The sequence below is a fragment of the Sorangium sp. So ce367 genome, from assembly GCF_051520455.1.
Taxonomy (GTDB): Bacteria; Myxococcota_A; Polyangia; order Polyangiales; family Polyangiaceae; genus Sorangium; species Sorangium cellulosum_B.
In genome coordinates, this window is record NZ_CP150334.1 from 12,561,921 (window position 1) to 12,581,139 (window position 19,219).

The 19,219-nt window shown below is 72.2% G+C and carries 13 protein-coding genes; 9 read left to right on the forward strand and 4 right to left on the reverse strand.

The genetic code is table 11. The annotated features are described in order from the left end of the window. From WME97_RS47660 to WME97_RS47685, 6 genes are all read left to right on the forward strand, one after another. Entirely contained in the window at positions 1–2,355 is a 2,355-nt protein-coding gene (locus WME97_RS47660) for a PKD domain-containing protein (RefSeq protein ID WP_437547738.1), read from the forward strand. Further along, the gene (locus WME97_RS47665; protein WP_437547739.1) at positions 2,352–3,764 is read left to right on the forward strand and encodes a c-type cytochrome; all 1,413 of its coding nucleotides are present in this window, start codon (positions 2,352–2,354) and stop codon (positions 3,762–3,764) included. The genes WME97_RS47660 and WME97_RS47665 overlap by 4 nt, the downstream gene beginning before the upstream one ends. A gap of 26 nt (positions 3,765–3,790) precedes the next feature. Then, complete coding sequence (locus tag WME97_RS47670; protein WP_437547740.1) at positions 3,791–3,970, forward strand: hypothetical protein; 180 nt, start codon at positions 3,791–3,793, stop codon at positions 3,968–3,970. Positions 3,971–4,165: 195 nt separating this feature from the next. Continuing rightward, positions 4,166–5,506 carry a PAS domain-containing protein gene (locus tag WME97_RS47675; RefSeq protein WP_437547741.1) on the forward strand — a complete coding sequence of 447 codons (1,341 nt, stop codon included), beginning with the start codon at positions 4,166–4,168 and terminating at the stop codon, positions 5,504–5,506. A gap of 194 nt (positions 5,507–5,700) precedes the next feature. Next, complete coding sequence (locus WME97_RS47680) at positions 5,701–6,972, forward strand: phosphatase domain-containing protein (protein WP_437547742.1); 1,272 nt, start codon at positions 5,701–5,703, stop codon at positions 6,970–6,972. 94 nt (positions 6,973–7,066) lie between these two features. Next, complete coding sequence (locus WME97_RS47685) at positions 7,067–8,107, forward strand: hypothetical protein (RefSeq protein ID WP_437547743.1); 1,041 nt, start codon at positions 7,067–7,069, stop codon at positions 8,105–8,107. Positions 8,108–8,144: 37 nt separating this feature from the next. On the opposite strand, the gene WME97_RS47690 is transcribed toward WME97_RS47685, so the two are convergent. Next, positions 8,145–9,317: an aminotransferase class V-fold PLP-dependent enzyme gene (locus WME97_RS47690; protein WP_437547744.1), complete on the reverse strand. Its 1,173-nt coding sequence runs from the start codon at positions 9,315–9,317 to the stop codon at positions 8,145–8,147. A 100-nt stretch (positions 9,318–9,417) separates the two neighbouring features. Beyond that, positions 9,418–10,164 (reverse strand): helix-turn-helix domain-containing protein, encoded by a 747-nt coding sequence (locus WME97_RS47695; protein WP_437547745.1) that lies wholly within the window; start codon positions 10,162–10,164, stop codon positions 9,418–9,420. A gap of 42 nt (positions 10,165–10,206) precedes the next feature. On the opposite strand from WME97_RS47695, the gene WME97_RS47700 reads away from it, so the two are divergent. Further along, positions 10,207–11,403, forward strand: a complete 1,197-nt coding sequence (locus WME97_RS47700) for a cytochrome P450 (protein ID WP_437547746.1) — start codon at positions 10,207–10,209, stop codon at positions 11,401–11,403. Here WME97_RS47700 and WME97_RS47705 read toward each other — a convergent pair. Further along, a complete protein-coding gene (locus WME97_RS47705) occupies positions 11,400–12,587 on the reverse strand; it encodes a hypothetical protein (RefSeq protein WP_437547747.1) in 1,188 nt (395 codons plus the stop codon). The two genes, WME97_RS47700 and WME97_RS47705, sit on opposite strands and share 4 nt — an antisense overlap. A gap of 421 nt (positions 12,588–13,008) precedes the next feature. Here WME97_RS47705 and WME97_RS47710 point away from each other — a divergent pair, with 421 nt between their 5' ends. Next, positions 13,009–13,746, forward strand: coding sequence for a hypothetical protein (locus tag WME97_RS47710; RefSeq protein WP_437547748.1), 738 nt, complete (start codon positions 13,009–13,011; stop codon positions 13,744–13,746). Between the two features lie 16 nt (positions 13,747–13,762). Here WME97_RS47710 and hisC read toward each other — a convergent pair whose 3' ends face one another. Next, the gene (hisC, locus tag WME97_RS47715) at positions 13,763–14,845 is read right to left on the reverse strand and encodes a histidinol-phosphate transaminase (RefSeq protein WP_437547749.1); all 1,083 of its coding nucleotides are present in this window, start codon (positions 14,843–14,845) and stop codon (positions 13,763–13,765) included. Positions 14,846–14,975: 130 nt separating this feature from the next. Here hisC and WME97_RS47720 point away from each other — a divergent pair, with 130 nt between their 5' ends. Next, the gene (locus tag WME97_RS47720) at positions 14,976–18,926 is read left to right on the forward strand and encodes a protein kinase domain-containing protein (protein WP_437547750.1); all 3,951 of its coding nucleotides are present in this window, start codon (positions 14,976–14,978) and stop codon (positions 18,924–18,926) included. The last annotated feature ends 293 nt before the right edge of the window (positions 18,927–19,219 follow it).

The following is a 19,219-nucleotide window of genomic DNA, read 5'->3' on the forward strand; positions in this document are numbered from 1 at the left end:
ATGCGCTCGCTCCCGACGCTCCTCGGCCTGCTCGGAGGCCTCTGCGCGGCGGCGGCCTGGCCGGCCGAGGCGAGCGCCGTCACGGCCAGCGTCCCCGTGCGCGCGCCCTCGCTCGCCGGCGAGGCCGTCACGTTCGACCTGACGATCGGCGACGCGGTCGGCCCCGTTCAGGTGCGCTGGGACATGGGAGACGAGACGCGCACCGAGTTCATGGTCGACGACGTGCAGCAGGTCCACACCTACGCCGCTCCCGGCCACTACCCGGTGCTCGTGACGGTCAAAGACGATGTCGGGTTCACCAGCGTCGCCTTCGTGCACACGGCGCACCGGCCGCTCGTCACGGGCAGCGCTGCGGGCTCGACCGACCTCGTGTACGACCCGCCGAACGCGAAGGTCTACACGGCCAATTACGAGAACGACAGCGTGAGCGTGCTCGACGCGAGCGCGCTGACCAAGGTCGCGGAGGTGCCGGTGGCGCGCGGCCCGGTCGGGCTCGCGCTCACCGCGCAAGGCACGCTGTGGGTGCTGCACCGGGATGCGCACTCCGTCTCCATCCTCGACACCGCGTCGCTCTCGGTGGAGCGCGAGATCGCGCTGCCGTACGCGTCGCAACCGATGGGCCTCGCGATCAGCCCGAACGGGGACGCCGCGTACGTGACGCTGATGGCGGTCGGCAAGGTGCTGAAGCTGGACGTGGCGAGCGGCGCCGTCGTGGCCGAGCTTTCGCTCGGCGGTACGCCGCGGGGCGTCTCGGTGTCGCACGACGGCTCGCAGATCTACGTCACGCGCTTCCTCTCCGAGGACAGCCACGGCGAGGTGGCGCGCATCGACGCGGCGACCTTCCAGGTGAGCACGCGCTTCGCGCTCGCCGCGGACACCACGACGGAGGACACGGACCAACAAGGGCGCGGCCTGCCGAACTACCTGTTCTCGGTGGGGCTCTCGCCCGACGGCTCGTTCGCGTGGGTGCCGGGCAAGAAGGACAACATCTTTCGTGGTCCATTTCGCGATGGGCTCGACCTCACCGACGACAACACGGTACGTCCGCTCGTGGCGCTGCTGAACCTCGCGGAGGGCGCCGAAGACGTCGCGCGGCGAATCGATCTGGACGATCGCAACCTGCCGAACCAGGTCGTGTTCACGCCGCTCGGCGACTACGCGTTCATCAGCGTCGCCGGCTCGGCCCTGGTGGAGGTCCGCGACGCCTACACGGGCGAGTTCGTGACCGCGCTGAAAGAGACGGGCTTCGCGCCGCGCGGCCTGGCGCTGACCGAGACCAACAAGCTGTTCGTGCACGCGTCGCTCAGCCGCACGGTGACGGTCTACGACGTCGCAGACATCGTCAGCTCGCACGACCTCATCACCAAGAAGCTGGCCGAGATCCCGACGGTCGCCGTGGAGAAGCTCGACCCGCAGGTCCTGCGCGGCAAGCAGCTGTTCTTCAACTCGGCCGATATCCGCATGAGCGACCAGGGCTACATCAGCTGCGCGTCGTGTCACTTCGACGGCGCAGAGGACGGGCGAGTCTGGGACTTCGGCAGCGCGGGGGAGGGGCTCCGCAACACCATCTCGCTGCTGGGGCGGCGCGGCACGGGCCACGGCAACGTCAACTGGAGCGGCAGCTTCGACGAGATCCAGGACTCGGACGACAACATCCGCCACCTGTTCGGCGGGAAGGGCTTCCTGACCGCCGAGCAGCTCGCCGTGGGGACGGTCGGCACGCCGCGCGGAGACAAGAAGGCCGGCCTGAGCCCCGAGCTCGACGCGCTGGCGGCGTTCCTCGGCTCGCTCGACACGTACCGGTCGAGCCCCTTTCGCAACCCCGACGGCTCGCTCACCCAGGACGGCGTCGCGGGTCGCGCCATCTTCAAGCGCCTGGGTTGCGGCTTCTGCCACACGGGTCCCGACGGGACCGACAGCGTGGGTGGCAAGCTGCACGACGTCGGCACCGTGAAGGCGTCGTCTGGTATGCGCGCGGGTGAGCCGCTGTTCGGCATCGACACGCCGACCTTGAACGGCGTCTGGGAGACGGCGCCGTACCTGCACGACGGCTCCGCGCCGACGCTGCGCGATGTCCTCGTCACGGCCAACCCCGACGATCGCCACGCCTTCATCAGCGGGCTCAGCGAAGCCGAGCTCGGGCAGCTCATCGCCTATGTGCAGCAGCTGGACGGCACCGTCGACGCGGAGCCGCCGAGCGAGGACGATGCGGAGGCGCCGAGCGAGGACGGAGGCTTCTTAGGCTTAGGCTGCAGCGTGACGGGCGGGCCTTCGGACCGTCGCGCGCCGCTCCTGGCGTTCGCGCTCGTGGCCAGTTTGATGACGTTCGGCGCTCGCCGCAGGAAACCGTCATGAAGCACCTTCCGAGCCTGAGCCTGGTTTCGCTGCTCCTACCGGCATGCGTCGTCGGCGACATCGGCGAGGTGATTGCCACGGACGAGGCGACGAACAATTGGGACACGCTGCCGCCCGTGAGCGCTCCCGACCCGGAGCTGTTGGCCCTACCCACGCGCGAGGCGCAGTACAGCGCGTTCTGCGCCTCGCCGCGCGGCGACAGCTTCTTCCAGGCGGTGTGCGCCACGCCGCGACCGAGCATCACCGACGTCGCCAGCTTGCTCAAAGTCGCGAAGCTCGACGAAAATCGCGCCTTCGCGCTCACCGGCAACTCCACCTCGCTCGTGAAGGGCGCCGTCTCCGCGGTCAATCCGCGCCTCATCGTCTTTCCGCGCGTGACCGAGATGCGCGAGAGGCCGGCTGAAATGACCGCGCTCGGCTTCGTCCGCGGCGAGCCCTTCGTCGAGATCGTGAGCCGCGACCTCTCGACCGGTGACTACAATTTCTACCTGTTCACGTTCGAGCGGCAGTGTGATTACGACGGCAGCTGCGATCTGGCGAGCCTGCTCACCGAGGAGATAGAGCACGGCTGGACCGCGTTCAGCATCTACAGCGAGGAAGACGTCGAGAACACGTCGTTCGACTGTCGCTCGTGCCACCAGCCCGGCGGCCATGGCACGAAGAAGATCTTGCGCATGCAGGAGCTTGAGTTTCCCTGGATGCACTGGTTCCCGCAGCGCTTCGTGCAGCGGACGGAGTCCGATCGGGTGCTCACGGCGCAGTTCCTGGAAGCCCACGCAGCGGACGCGCAGTACGGCGGTATCCCCATTGCGGTCATCCAGAATGCCATCGACGAGGGCAGCGGCGCGCAGCTCGAGGCGTTGCTCGTCGCCGAAGGCCAGGCGGCGCAGCCGAACGCGTTCGACCCGCGCATCGAGGCCGAGGCCAAGGCCGGCTCGTCGAGCCCGATCTGGGAGGAGCAGTTCGCCTTGTCGCAGGCGGGTGATTCGATCCCGGTGCCTTACCCGCTCGTGGACGTGACGGATCCCGCGCTCCGCGCGGAGCGGGCCCGGTCCTACCTCGACGTGGTGACGGGCGCGGCCCCGCGACAATCCCTGCTCGATCTGCGCGACCTCTTCTCCGCAGACGCCAAGGTGAAGCTCGGCCTGGTGCCGCCGCCGGGGGCGAGCGGGCGCGCCGTGCTCACGCAGCTCTGCTCGCGCTGTCACGACGGTCGCGGGAACCCGGCGCTGAACCGCGCCAGGTTCAACGTGAAGAACCTGGACGGCATGTCGCGAGAGACGAAGGACAAGGCCATCTTTCGCTTGCAGGAGCCCGCGACCTCGCCGCTGCGCATGCCGCCGTGGCGCGCCGCCGACGAGCTGCCCCCCGCAGAGCTCGCCGCGGCCATCGAAGAGCTGTCCAAGTAGCGCCGTCCGCGTGACTGGCGACGGTGATGGGCGCGGAGCATGGGTACATCACGCGCGACGTGGGAGGCGTCCAGCGGCCGGCGATCGTGGCCTGGCTCCGTTACTGGATCTACAAGGACACCGGTGGGAAGCACTACTTCTACGGTGATGATTGCGTGATGTGCGCCTCCCCCTGGGTGAATCCCCAGCGCAAGAACTGGGAATGACCTGGCGCTGAGGGAGACGGCACGGCCCCATCCACCATCGGAGCCGCGCAGCCCCGCGCCCATCCCGTCGGGTGGTTGGAGAGTGCCGCGATTCGCGGCGTCGTCGTGTGCCGGCGTACGGATTTCGCGTACGTCTTCGGGGATGTCGACCTTGCCACCCCGGGCGCGCTCCGGATACAGTCCGGCACCTAGCGAATGGCAGATGAGGGATTAGGGGAGATCGGGCGGCTCAGGGCAGAGATCGCGGCGCTGCACGCGCGCGTCGAGGAGCTGGAGAGCGCGCTGGCGGAGCGGTCGGGCGGCGGCGCGGCCGAGGGAGCAGCGCGGCCCGATGCGGTGAGCGCGGACGCTCACGCCGCCTTCGGCGCGCTCGCGTGGCTGCTCACACCGGCGCCGGCGCTGATCCACTGGCGTCCCGATGGCACGGTGACGCGCTGGAGCGATGGCGCCGAACGGGTCTTCGGCTGGAGCGAGGGCGAGGCCGTCGGCCGCAGGCTCTCCGAGCTCGTGGGCGCAGATCCCGTGTCCCCGGACGCGGTGCGTGCGCTCCTGCTCGACTGGGCGGAGAACCGGTTCGCCTCGGCCACGAGCGAGGGCAGGACGAAAGAGGGGCAGGCGCGCCTCTTCCGGTGGACCCACGCGGTGCTGCGCGACGACCGCGGCGGCGCGCGTGAGATCGCGGCGATCGTCGAGGACGCCGGCGACCCGACGTGGAGCGAGCACGTGCTGCTCGGGCGGCTTCAGCTGCTCCTTCAGCTGCTGGATCACTCGCGCAATTCCATCTTCGTCAAGGACACAGACGGGCGCTACGTCTTCGTCAACCGATCTCACGCGGAGGTCCTCCAGAGGCACGTCTGCGAGATCATCGGCAAGGATGAAGCCGAGTTGAGCCCCCTGGCCGCCGAGGCCATCGAGCAGGTCGTGGCGAAAGAGCACGAGGTGATGGCCGGGGGAAAGGCGATGCAGTACGAAGAGGTGCTGCTGCTCGGCGACACGAGCATTCATTTCTCCACCGTCAAGTTCCCGATCCTCGACGGGCGTGGCGAGCCGGTCGGCCTCGGCGGCGTCGTCACCAACACCACCTCGCTGAGGCACGCGGAGGCCGAGCGGGCCGCGCTGCAGGAGAAGATCATCGTCGCCCAGCAGGCGGCCCTCCGGGAGCTGTCCACGCCGCTCATCCCGATCGCCGACCGGGTGGTGGCGATGCCGCTCGTGGGGACGATCGACAGCGCGCGCGCGGCGCAGATCATGGAGACGCTGCTGTCCGGCATCAGCAGTCAGAGCGCACACACCGCGATCCTGGACGTCACCGGCGTGCGCGCGGTCGACGCGCACGTCGCCGACGCGCTGACGCGGACCGCGCGCGCCGCCCAGCTGCTCGGCACGCGCGTCGTGCTCACCGGCGTGCGCTCGGAGGTGGCGCAGACGCTGGTCACCCTCGGCGCGGATCTGTCCGGTATCACCACGCTGGGCACCCTGCAAAGCGGCATCGCGCATGCCCTCCGCCACCCGCAGAACCAGCGGCCAGCGGGTTGACTCCGTCTGAAAGAGCAGGAGCTCGGACCGCCTTGCAGCCGTGTTCTTCGACCGCCGAGCCACGCTGAGGCATTGCCATGTAGGCCTGCCGCGCGGCCGCCGCCGGAGGGGCGACCGGCAAGGCGCGTGGTCGGTCGGCGTGAGCTGGCCGAGGCTACCAGCGCCCGCCGGATCGGTTACGTTGTCAGGACCCCATGACGATCGACACCTCTCCCGACGCGCCCATCCCGTCGGTGCTGTCGAAGCTCCACGAGATCCGGCAGCGCATGGCCTCCCACACCGATCGCGACGACGAGCGGCGGGTCCTGGAGATCCTCGCGGGCTCGACCGCCGTCGAGCTCGACCAGCTGCTCCTCCAGCTCGATCTGCCCGCGCTGCTCGGAGACATCGACGATCGCCTCATCGGCCCTGACAACCGCACGGCGCTGCTCGATCTCCTGACCGCCGAGCGCCTCGGCGACCTCGGGATCCCGGCCCGCGCGGCGCTCATCTCGGCGCTGCAGCGCGGCCGGACGGGTAGCCGCGACGAGCAGGCGCTGCGCCGCATCTGGCTCGGCACGCGCGGCGCGGACGTCACGCGGCTCAAGAACGCGCTCGACGGCCGCGGCGGCTACCGCGACCTTCACCAGCTCTTCTACCACGATATCGACGACGACTCCCTGCGGGAGGAGATCCTCGCGCACTTCGCCCGAGAGGCGGTCTCGGCGTCTGGCTCCCTTTCGGGTTCAGGTGCAGTCTCGGTACGCGAGGTGAAGATCCTGTCCGATATCGACGATACGTTCTATGCGAACTGGAAGGACGCCCGGTACCCGAAGAAGACCGTCTATCCCGGCGTCCTGCAGTTCTATGCGGAGCTCGACCGCGGCCCTGGCCCCGTGCCCGGGCGGGCCGGCGATCTGACGTTCGTCACCGCCCGCCCCGGCGACCGCCTCGGCCTCGTGGAGGACGCGACGATCAAGGCGCTCGCCGAGCGCGGTCAGCTCACCGCGACCGTGCTCGCGGGCTCGTTCACCCGCCTCATCGGCAACCGCACGATCGCGGAGAAGAAGCTCGAGAACTTCCTCGAGTACCGGCGGCTGTACCCGGAGTACGATTTCGTCTTCGTCGGTGACAGCGGGCAGGGCGATATCCACTTTGGCCAGCGCATGCTCGAGGTCGCGCCGGAGGCGGTGAAGGCGGTCTTCATTCACGACGTTGTCGCCACGCCCGATCTCGCGCGGAGGGAGCTCGCGGCCTCCGGCGTTCACCTGTTCGATACCTACATCGGCGCCGCGCTCACGGCCCTCGAGCGCGGCCTGCTCGGCCCCGAGGGCGCGGCGCGCGTGGCCGAGGCCGCCACGGCGGCGTTCGCCGCGATCCCGTTCCCGTCACAGGCGGACCGGGAGGCGCGCCGCCTCGAGATGGCGCGCGACGTCGCACGGCTGAACGAGGCGCTGCCGCCTTCGCTGCGGACAGGACAGCCGTGAAGGAGCGCGGCGGGGTTTCCCACGACCCCAGAGAGTATCAGGCTAGCCGCGCGGAGCGCCGCCCGGGCCTCGAAAGGGTAGACTGACAGGCATCATGAGCGGCGAGGGACGTCTGCTTGCGTGGTTCTTCGAGGCCATGGCGCGCCATCAGCCGGACGACGCGCTCTCGTTCACGGAAGCACAGGCGAACTTCACCTCGGTGCTGAAGGGCCTCATCGCGGTGGAGCGCGGCGGCGGGATGGTGTTCGGGTGGGTGCTCTCCGGCGAGCACGCCGATGCGGTCGTGCGCGCCGCGCTGCCGGCGCTCACGGACGCGGCGCTGGCCTGGCGCGCGTACTTCGAGCGACGTTATGGCGCGCGCGGGCGCCAGGAGGTCGCCCGCATCGCCGCCGCGCTCCGCTACACGCCGTTCCTCGACCGCGGCCCCCTCCGCGCCGACGCGGGCGTCGACGAGGCGCTCGCGGGGTTCATCGACGCCTGCCTCGACCCGCGCCACGCCGCGCAGCGCGCCGATAGGCCGGGCGCGGCGCCCGCGGACGACCGGATCGGCGACACGCTCCGTGGCGCCATGGCGCAGCGCGACGCCTCCTCGCCGTGCGCCGGCCGCTCCGTCGCGGTGAAGACCCCCTCTCCGGATCGCCTTCGCGACGTGGCCGAGGTCGAGGGGCGCCACGGGGCATTCCACCCGCAGATCGAGGCGCTCTACGCCGCCATCGACGGCCTGGCGCTCCTTGATTCGGCCTCTCCGCCGTCCCGGGTGCCGTGGCCCGCCGCTCTCCCGCCGGGGGCGCTCGTCCTCGTGTCGCCGCTCGCGTGGGCGAGCGCCGTCCGCAAATCGAGCTCGTCGAGCGCGATGGGCGAGATGCAGCTCCTCGTGCTTGCCCGGCTGCCACAGTACATGCTGCCCAGGGAGTCCGAGCGCGGCGTCGAGTTCACCGTGAACCTGTATCTCGCGTTCCGCGTCGGAACAGCGGAGATCTACCTGACGGACGAGTTTTACGGCTCCCCTCCGCTCTTGCTCGCGCGCGATGTGGTGACCTTCTTTCGCGCGATCCGCGGCGCGGCCCCGCGGCTGGAGGGCGTCCTCGCGGCCCTGGCGAGGGCGCTCGGCGGCGGCGCGCCGCGCGCTGGCTGATCCCGGGCCGCGCCGCAGCCCCGAGCCTCCCCTTCGCTCAGGTCGCGGCGAGCGCGGCGACGAAGCGGTCAATCTCGGATTCGTCGTTGTAATAATGGACCGAGGCGCGCACGAGATCGGGAATCCCGCGATCCTCGAAATCGAGCAGCGTCCCGGCGGCGGTCGACACGCTGACATGGATCGCCTGCGCGGCGAGCCGCTCCTTGATGGCCGTGGCGTCCTCGCCGGCCCGGGTGAAGGTCACGATGCCGCAGCGCTGCTCGCCGAGGTCGCGCACGGTGACCCCGGGGAGCTCGGAGAGCCGCGCGCGCAGGCGCTCGGCCAGCGCACCTACCCGGTCGCGGATCGCCGGCAGGCCCAGCCGGAGCGCATATTCCGCGGCCGCGCCGAGCCCGAGCCGGCCGGCGACATAGCTCTCCCAGTTCTCGAACCGCCGGGCGTCGGGCCGCAGCTCGTAGCGGTCCGGCGCCGTCCAGCGGGCCGCGTGGAGATCGAGGAACGGCGGCTCCAGCCTGTCGAGCAGCGCGCGACGGACATAGAGAAAGCCGGTGCCGCGCGGCCCGCGCAGGTACTTGCGCCCGGTCGCCGACAGGAGATCGCAGCCGATGGCCTCGACATCGATCGGCAGCTGGCCCACCGACTGGCAAGCATCGAGCAGGAAGGGCACGCCCGCCGACCGGGCGCGGCGGCCGATCTCCTCCGCCGGGTTGACGAGCCCGCCGTTCGTTGGGACGTGGGTGATGGCGATCAGCTTGACCCGCTCGTCGAGCAGGCGATCGAGCGCGGGCAGCGATACCGCGCCGCGCTCGTCGCTGGGGACAGGGACGATCTCGGCGCCGGTGCGCCGCGCGACCTGCAGGAACGCGATGTAGTTCGAGGCGTACTCGGTCCGCGCGGTCAGGATGCGATCGCCAGGGCCGAAGCGGAGCGAGTAGAACGCCATGTCCCAGGCGCGCGTGGCATTCTCGACGAGCGCGATCTCGCCGGGCGCCGCGCCGATCAGCCGGGCGATCGCGCCGTAGACCGCCTCGAGCCGCTCGCCCGCCTCCGCCTCGGCCTCGTAGCCGCCGACGGTCGCCTCGCGGCGCAGGTGCTCGACCACCGTGTCGACCACAACGGCCGGAGGCAGCGAGGAACCCGCGTTGTTGAAGTGAAGGACACTGGCGCAGGCCGGGGTGTCGCGGCGCAGCGCGGCGATATCCATCGTCATGACGTCGTCTCCTCGAGAGGCCGATACGCTGCCGGCTGGGCAGCTCCACGTCAATCGCGGCGGCCGCCGGCGGCAGCTCGCCGGCGCGGCGCGGTGAGGGCTACTTCATGAGCCCGCCGCGCAGCTCGCTCGGGGAATAGCCGAGCATGCGGCGGCAGGTCCGCGAGAAGTGCGCCAGATCGGCGAACCCCGCGGCGTGGGCGGCGCCCGTCGCGTCGAGGTGCGCGAACGCCAGGAGCGCCGCGAGCAGCCGGCGCCAGAGCTGGAAGGTGCGGATGGGCAGCCCCACGTCGCGCACGAACAGCGCCTGCAGGTGCGCCTCGGAGACCCCGGCGCGCGAGACCGCGAGGCGCCGGTCCGCCGCCGGATCGCGCAGCGCCTCCAGGACGCGGGCGATCCGCCCGTCCAGGGCGCGGCGCGGCGACTCCCTCGCGAGCAAGGACGCGACCTCGCGCGCGAGGCCGCCGAGCACGTCAGGGCGCGACAGGGACGCGCGGTGCGCCGCCACGGCGCCTTCGACGCGCGAGAGGAGCCGGCCTTCGAGCGGACAGGGGCCGACGCGCAGGCGCGCGTAACCCGCCACGTGCGGCATCGCCTCGGGGTCGTACAGGAACCCGAGCGTCGGCCCGGGGCTCGCGGCGGCGTGCCACAGGTCGGGGGGCACCACGACCGCGCGGCCGCGCACGACCGCGCCGCCCGGCTCGGTCACGGTCACCTCGCGCTCGAGCCCCACCAGGATCGCCGCGCCGTGCTCTGCGTGGAGGGTCGACCCCATCGCCGTCGAGGCGCGCACCGCGAAGGCGTCCGCGAGCACGGCGCTGATCCGGGATTCGTTCAAGCGGCCCACGTCGCCTGATCCTACCTTGGCCACCGCTGGAGGTGGTGAGCGATGAACCTGTTCTCGGAAGAGATGCGCCGAAACCCTTACCCCGTGTACGACCAGCTCCGGAGCCGCACTCCCGTGCTCCACTACCCGCCGTCCGACTCGTGGCTGATCTTCGATCACGAGGGCGTGAAGCGGGCGCTCCACGATCACGACGCGTTCAGCTCGGTCGTGTCGCCGCCGGGCACAAGGACCGCCGAGTGGCTCATCTTCTCGGACCCTCCGCGCCACACCAAGCTGCGCGCCCTCATCACGCGGGCCTTCACCCCGCGCGCCGTCGCGGGGCTCGAGCCGCGCATCCGCCGGCTGTCGCGCGAGCTCCTGGACCGGACGATCGAGAGCGGCCAGATGGACGTCGCCGAGGACTACGCGGTCCCGCTCCCCCTCCTGGTGATCGCCGAGATGCTCGGCGCCCCGGCGGCGGACCAGCCGCGGTTCAAGCGCTGGAGCGACGCGATCCTGGACCTCAGTTATACCGTCTCCGGCAGCGAGGAGGCAGCCCGGGCGCTCGACGAGTTCACCGCGGTGACGGCCGAGATGCAGGCCTACCTGAGAGGCCTCGTCGCGCAGCGGCGGGCAGCGCCGGAGGATGATCTCCTGACCAGGCTCGTCGAGGCCGAGGTGGACGGAGAGCGGTTGAACGAGGACGAGATCCTGGGCTTCTTCCAGCTCCTCCTCGTGGCCGGCCACGAGACGACAACGAACCTGATCGGCAATGCCATGCTGTGCTTCCTCGAGAACCCGGACGAGCTCGCCCGCCTCCGGGCCGCGCCCGATCTGCTGCCCTCCGCGATCGAGGAGGTCCTGCGCTACCGCTCGCCGGTCCAGGCGATGTTCCGCGTGACGAGGCGCGATGTCGCGGTGCACGGCCAGGTGATCCCGGCCGGCAAGGCGGTGCTGGCGATGATCGGCTCCGCCAACCGAGATCCAGAGCAATTTCGCGATCCTGGCCGCTTCGACATCGCGCGGGATCCCAACCCGCACATCGCGTTCGGGCACGGCATTCACTTCTGTATCGGGGCGCCGCTCTCGCGCCTCGAGGCCAGGGTAGCGCTGGCGGATCTCGTCGCGCGGCTCGGTGGCCTCACGCTCGCGAGCGACGCGCCGTGGGAGCCGCGCCGGGCGATCCACGTGCACGGCCCGACGCGCCTGCCGATCCGCTTCGCGCCGGGGCCGCGTCTCGGCAGCGGCGCGGGGCCTTAGGGCACCCGCAGCGAGGCAGCGACGTCGAGCAGCGGCGCGAGCGCCTTGTCGTCCGCCGCGCCGGCGAAGAGGTGCACCATCAGGCCCTTGATCTTCGGGTGCGGCAGGATCGCCTCCGCCATGACGCGCGTGGGGCTCATGGGCCAGACTTGCCAGCTCATCGCCTTTCCGAACACCTTGCCTGGCCTGCGCGTGGGGGTCACCTTCGCCTCGTTCTGGTTGTACTGGAACGACGGGTGATCACCGACATAGATGCCTATCGCGGACTGCGGCGCGCCGAGCTCCGCGGGCAATCGCACGCGGTGCACCGTGAAGTCCGGGCCGCGCTGCAGGGCGGTGCTCGCGCCTGCCGGGACCTTCACGAGGAAGCTGTCCTCGCTGCCCTGTCCCTTGATGGCGCGCTCTCCTCCGCCCGCATCGATGCGCCGCGGCCCCGCGCTCACGGTGGCGGCGATCGCGCGCGCGAAGGCCGTGCAGCGGGGCAGCTCGCCGGGCGCCTCCGGCAGATCGCCCGCGCCGGCCGCGAGCGCGCTGCAGCCCGCCGCGGCCTTCGCGGCCGGAGGATTGACGTAGAAGGCGAGCCTCTGAACGAAGCCGTCCGGGTGCAGGACGTACAGGCCGAGCACCGGGATCGCGACGCTGCCGCGATTCGTGCTTCCAGGGAACACGGCCCAGGCCCTGAGCTGCTCGTCGGACAGGCGGAGCGGCTCCACCGTGGCGCTGCCCCCGGGGAAGTCCGCGGCCATCGCGGCGCGCACGCCGCCCTCGGGGTCCTTGCCGCCAAGCGCGAAGAGCTCGGAGGCCATCATCACGAAGCGCTCATCGCCGGCGTCAAGCACGACGCGGGTCTCCTCTTCGTCCGGCTCCGCCGCGGCCATGACCGAATGCGCGCGCGCCTCGATCCGCGCTCCCTCGGGCAGCCGCACCGCGAGGCGACCCGAGAGCAGCGAGGTGGCCGGCCGCTTTCCCAGGAAGTCGGTCGAGGGCGCTGCGGGCCCGGGCGAGGCCTGGCTCGGCGCGATGGGCGCCTCGCCCTGCGGCGCGGGCGCGGGCGCCTCGCCCTGCGCTGTGGCCGGCGCCTTGATCGGCGCGCCGCCGCTGCCGGAGCACGCGGCGCAGGCGAGCAGGGCTCCGCAGGCAAGCGCGAGCGCGGAAGGAAGGCGGAAGAGGCGAGCTCGACGCATGCGGTTCATTGGGCGCGACCGTAAAGCACCGCTTGCCAGCGGGCAATCGCGCTCGCGGCCGCAGGTCACGAGGCGTCGAGGGCGGCGCGCCGCGAGCGTCTCGTCGCATGGATGGCTCGGTCGCGCGGTCCTCCAGCGTTCCTGATGCCTGCGGGGCTGATGCCCGCGGGCCTCACCCGTCCTGCTGTGGGGTCCGGCGAAGCAAGCGGACGCGCCGCGATCGGCCTTCAGGTTCGCACGGCCGGCGGTGAGGAGAGGACGGTGGCGTCATCGCTGCTTCTCGCACCGGTGGCACCAGCATTGCTGGATGTGTTGGCGCTGATCGCGCCGGCGCCGACCGCGTGAACGACGCTGACGGTGCCCGGCCAACCGCCGTCCGTGGCCAAGGTTGGCGATGGGATGGGCAGGCATGGAGGATCCAATGAAAGACCAGAGCTCCGTCGAGGTTCTTGTTCCACGTGAGATGTCGCCGGATCAGAGACAGCGTCTCATCGACGAGCTCTATGGCTTACGCCGCGTGATCTTCGAGGGCGCACAGCGGGAGAAGAGCTTCGCCACCCACGTCATCGACGCTGGCGCGGAGCACGGCGCCGTCGTGGTCCAGAGGGGCGCCGGCGGCCAGATCACCGGCTATTTCGCGGTCCAGATCATGGATCCGGAGCCCTCCGGCGCGCAGATCGCGATCTTCCGCGGCGAGTCCGGGGCGCTCGGCGAGCACGTCGGCGACGATGACGTCCTCCGCCACGTTCTTTTGCGCCTGATCCGGTACATGCTCGCCCACCCGGGTCGCCCCGTGTTTTGCCTGTGCTCGGTGGCTCATCCGTCGAGCTATGCGCTGTTCTCGCGCTTCGTCGACATCGCGCGCACGAGCCCGCCGGAGGGCGCGGACGAGCTCATGTCCAGGCTCGCCTCCTCGTTCGACCCGGAGGCGAACGATCGAGGCAGCCCGTTCGTCTTCGAGGTCGGGCAGGCGGCGGCCGAGCCGGCGGGCGGCTGCGACTTCCTGCACGTCCACGAGAACCCGTCGCTGCGCTATTTTCTCTCGGCGCGCCCCGGAGCTGCGGAGGAGCGCGAGCTCATCGCGCTCGTGCCGCTGCGCCTCGGCGGCATGCTGCGCGCTGCAGTGGGCTGCGCGCCGCCGGAGGCGAGGCGCTGGTAGCGCGCCGCTCGCCGGGTCAGGCCAGCACTTCGGACAGGCTGTCGAGGAATCGCTGGTTCTCGCGCTCGGTGCCGATGGTCACCCGAAGGCTGGTCGGCAGGTTGCCGAAGGGCCGCACGATGACGCCCTTCCGGAGCAAGGCGTCGTACACGGCGCGCGCCGGCCGCCCGACGTCCACGAGCACGAAGTTCGCCTGGCTCGGCGCCACCGACAGCCCGAGCCCCGTGAGCTCGCGCGTGAGCCGGTCGCGCTCGCGGAGGTTCAGCGCGCGGCTCTTCTCGACGTGCTCGGCGTCGTCGAGCGCCGCGACGGCGGCCGCCTGCGCCAGCGCGCTCACGTTGAACGGCGCGCGCACCCGGTTCAGGTAGTCGATGAGCTGAACCGGGCCCACGGCGTAGCCGACGCGGAAGCCCGCCAGGCCGTAGATCTTCGAGAAGGTGCGGAGCACGAGCAGCCGCTCGCGGAGCCCGCGGAGGCGCATGGAGTCCGGGAAGTCCGGCGCGTCCGTGTACTGGATGTACGCCTCGTCCATGACCACGATCACCTCGGGCGGGAGCTCCCTGAGCAGGCGCTCGACCGCGGCGCGGCCCACGTGCGTGCCCGTCGGGTTGTTCGGGTTCGCGATGAACAGGAGCCGCGTCTTCGGCGTGACGGCCGCGGCCATGGCCTCGAGGTCGTGCCGCTGGTCGCGCAGCGGCACGGCCGTGAACGGGACGCCGTAGGCGAGCGCGGCGAGCTTGTAGACGACGAAGGCCGGGTCGGCGAACACGATGTGCGACCCGGGCGTCGCGAAGGCGTGCACGATCAGGTCGAGCAGCTCGTTCGAGCCGTTTCCCTGGACGATCTCGCCCATCGTGACGCCGTGGACCGCCGCGAGCCGCTCGCGAAGCCGGTAGGCCGCCCCGTCCGGGTAGAGGTGCACGCTCTCGAGCGCCCGGCGCGCCGCCTCGAGGGCGCGCGGGCTCGGGCCGAGCGGGTTCTCGTTCGAGGCGAGCTTCACGGCGTCCGTCACGCCGAGCTCGCGCGCGAGCTCATCGAGCGGCTTGCCCGTCTCGTACGGCGAAAGCAGCTCGACGGAGGGCAGAACTAGCGCAGACATAGCGCGCACCCTATCACACCTTGGCCGTGGGGCGTGAGCCGGCTCGCCGGCGCCCTGCCGCGGGTTCGTCGCCGGGGTTTGCCGGGATCTGGCCTCTCCCACGGGGCTCCGTGTGATACTCGCCGTCCCGATGAAACCCGGGGACATCGTCGCCGACCGCTTCTTGATCGAGCGCCTCGCCGGGTCGGGCGGGATGGGCTCCGTCTACCGCGCCCTCGACCGGCACACGGGTGAGACGGCGGCGCTCAAGGTCATGTCGGGCCGCGGCCTCGAGCACGGCGAGCGCTTCGCGCGCGAGGCGCAGGTGCTCGCCGAGCTGCGGCACCCCGGCATCGTCCGGTACATCGCGCAGGGCGCCACGGAGAGCGGCGAGCCCTGGCTCGCGCTCGAGTGGCTCGAGGGCGAGAGCCTCGGCGACCGGCTGCGCCGGCGCGGGCTTACCATCGCCGAGAGCGTCACGCTCGGCCTCCGGGTCGCCGAGGCGCTCGCCGAGGCGCACCGCCACAACGTCGTCCACCGCGACCTCAAGCCGAGCAACCTGTACCTCGTCGACAAGTCGGTCGAGCAGGCCAAGCTCCTCGACTTCGGCATCGCCCGCCTCACGTCGCTGGCTCCGCTCACGATGACCGGCGTCGTCATGGGCACGCCGTTCTACATGGCGCCGGAGCAGGCGCGCGGCGAGCGCGACGTCGGGACCCAGGCCGACGTGTTCGCGCTCGGCTGCGTCCTGTTCCACTGCCTCACCGGGCGCCCGCCGTTCGTCGGCGACGACATCCACACAGCCCTCCTCCGTGTCGTGCTCGACGAGGCGCCGCGCCTCCGCGACCTGCGCGCCGACATCCCCGAGAACGTCGACATCGCCGTGGCGCGCATGCTCGCCAAGGCCCCGGCGGAGCGGCCCGCGAACGGCGCCGCCGTGGCCCTCGAGCTGCTCCGCGTCGGCGAGATCAAGAGCACCCCCCCCGCGCCCGCGAGCCGGCGCGCGAGCGCGCTCACGACCGGCGAGCGGCGCACGCTGTGCCTGATGCTCGCGCGCGTGGGCGCGCCGGAGGTCCCCTCGTGGCAGGGGCCCACCATGCCGATGACGCTCCCGATGACGATGCCCCTCGCGCGCACCGTCCCGGAGGACGAGGTGAAGCGCGTGGCGTCGCGCTTCGGCGGGGCGCTGCAGACGCTGCCAACGTCGAGCGACGGGCTCCTGCTCATCACGCTCGAGGGGCGCGGCCTCATCACGGACCAGGCCGCCCGCGCGGCGCGGTGCGCGCTCGAGGTGCGGGACCTCCTGCCCGGCGTGCAGATGGCGCTGGTCGCCGGCCGCGGCTCCGCCGACGACCAGCTCCCGATGGGGCCCACCATCGACCGCGCCGTGCGGCTGCTCGACCGCGCCGACGGCGGGTCGATCCGCCTCGACGAGGTGATGGCCGGCCTGCTCGACGCCCGCTTCGAGGTCGGCGGCGACGCGACAGGCCTCGTGCTGCGCGCCGAGCGCGATCTCGTCGAGGCCGCGCGGACGCTGCTCGGGCGCACGACGCCGTTCGTGGGGCGCGACCACGAGCTCGCCATCCTCGACGCCGTGCTCGACGAGTGCCTCTCCGAGCCGACGGCGCGCGCGGTGCTCATCACGGCGCCCGCGGGGCTCGGCAAGAGCCGGCTGCGCTACGAGTTCCTGCGCCGCGTCGAGGAGCGCAAGGAGCGGGTGCAGGTCTGGCTCGGCCACGCCGACCCGATGAGCGCCGGCTCGCCCTTCGGGATGCTGCGCCAGATGCTCCGCCGCGAGGCCGGGCTCTCGGGCGGCGAGCCGCAGGAGGTCCGCGAGCAGCGCCTCCGCGCCCGCGTGGGCCGGTACGTGAGCGGCGCCGACCTCGACCGCGTGACCGAGTTCCTCGGCGAGGTGGCGCGGATCCGCTTCTCCGACGAGGGCCGGGTGGAGCTGCGCGCCGCGCGGAGCGACCCGATGCTCATGGGCGACCAGATCCGCCGCGCCTTCGAGGACTTCGTGCTCGCCGAGTGCCGGGCCGAGCCGGTGCTCCTCGTGCTCGAGGACCTCCAGTGGGGCGACGTGCCCACGGTGAAGCTCATCGACGCGGCCCTCGCGCTCCGCGACCAGCCGCTCATGGTGCTCGCGCTGGCGCGGCCGGAGGTCGAGACCGTCTTCCCGAAGGTGTGGGTCTCGCGCGGCGTCCAGGAGCTCCGGCTGCGCGAGATCGGGCGGCGGGGGAGCGAGCGGCTCGTGCGCGAGGTGCTCGGCGACGCCGTGACGCCCGACCTCTGCGCGCGCCTGTGCGAGCGGGCCGGGGGCAACGCGTTCTACCTGGAAGAGCTCATCCGCGCCGCTGCCTCGGGCCGGACCGAGGCGCTCCCCGAGACGGTGCTGTCGATGGTGCAGGCCCGCCTCGAGTCGCTCGACGGCGAGGCGCGGCGGGTGCTCCGGGCCGCGAGCGTGTTCGGCCAGAAGTTCTGGCGCGGGGGGCTGATGGCGCTGCTCGGCGGCGAGCGCCGCGCCCCCCAGGTGGACGGGTGGCTCGCGGTGCTCGTCGATCGCGAGCTCATCGCGCGGCGGGGCGAGGGCAAGTTCCGGAGCGAGCACGAGTACGCGTTCCGGCACGCGCTCGTGCGCGAGGCGGCGTACGCGACGCTCACGGACGAGGATCGCGCGCTCGGCCACCTGCTCGCCGGCGAGTGGCTGGACGCGGCCGGCGAGCGCGACGCGGCGCTGCTGGCGGACCACTTCGAGCGCGGCGGCGACGCGGAGCGCGCGGTCGTCTGGTTCCGGCGCGCGGCGGAGCAGGCGCTCGGGGCGAACGACTTCCGCGCCGCGATCCAGCGGGCCGAGCAGGGGGCCGCGAGCGCCGACGTGGACGGGGAGTTCTTCGCGGCGCTGCGCCTCGTCCAGGCCGAGGCGCACAAGTGGCTCGGCGAGGCCTCCCAGGCCGAGCGGTGCGCCGTCATGGCGATGCGGGGCTTCCCCCGGAAGAGCGCGCTCTGGTACGCGGCGGCCGGGGAGGCCGCGTCGATGCGCGTGCGCCTCGGCATGGGCGACCGGCTCGCGGATCTCGTCGAGGAGCTCCGGGGGGCCGGCCCCGGCAGCGGGGACCGCGGCTCGTGGGTCGACGTCGCGGAGGCGACCGGCGCCTCCGTGAGCGCGCTGGCGCGCATCGCCGGGTCGCTCCTGCACGGGGGCCAGTACGCCGCGGCGGAGGAGATCGTGCAGGAGCTCTCCCGGGTGGCGATGCCGCTCGCCGAGCGCGACGCGGCGGTGGCCGCGCGCATCCACGCGCTCCGGGCGTCGCGGGCGCTCTGCTACGGCGACCCTGCGGCGTCGCTCGCGTGCACGGAGCAGAGCATCCCCGCCTACCTCCAGACCGGCGACCTCAGGAACGCGTGCCTGAGCCGCGTGAACGCGGCGCACTGCCTGCTCCAGCTCGGGGTGTACGGCCGCGCCGAGGCCGAGCTGCGCGACGCGCTCGCGGAGGCGGGGCGGCTCGGGCTCTACAACGTGGCGGCGTTCGCCAAGCAGAACCAGGGCCTGCTCTGGATCCAGCAGGGCGATCTCGGCGCGGCGCGCGCGGCCACGGCCGAGGCGATCGACGCCTTCGTGGCGCAGGCGAACCGGCGGCAGGAGGCGCGGTCGCGGGCGTACCTCGCGGCGATCCTGACGCGGCTCGGCGACCTCGACGCGGCGGACAACGAGGCGGGCGCGGCCGTGGCGATGCTGGCGCACGTGCCGACGCTCCAGGCGCACGCGCTCTCGGTGCGCGCGCGGGTGCTGCTCGAGCAGGGCCGGGCAGAGGCCGCGCTCGAGGCGGCCCGGCGCGGGCTCGGGCTGCTCGTGTCGGTCGGCGGGACGGAGGAGGGCGAGGCGCAGATCCGGCTCGTGTACGCCGAGTCGCTCCGCGCCTGCGGCCACCACGAGGCGGCGCGCGAGGCGATCACGGTGGCGATGCAGCGGCTCGTCGCGCGGGCGCAATGGATTCAGGACCCGGCGCGGCGGCAGAGCTTTTGCCAGGCCGTGCCGGAGAACGCCAAGACGTTCGCGCTGGCGGCGCTCTGGCAGCAAGAAGCGGAGCCGACGCTGCAGTGAGGCGCCGAGTCCCGGCCGCGCTGCGGACGGAAGAGCTCATGTGTGCTGGCTCGCCCGGCTGCTCCGGAGGGCGAGGGGGATGCGCAGCGCGCGTGTCACCGCGCCGCGGTGAGCGGATCGAGCTGAGCCGCGCCGCTGTCATAAGCAGTTCACTCACGCCATCTCCGCGGTAACCAATCGTGGCCGCGGGTGGCGTGGCGTGCGCAACATGTAGGGGGGCGCGGGGCGCGGGTGGGGCTTGGGTGGCGCGCGCGCGTGGGGAAGCGGCGACCCGGCCGCGGCTGCTTGACTGT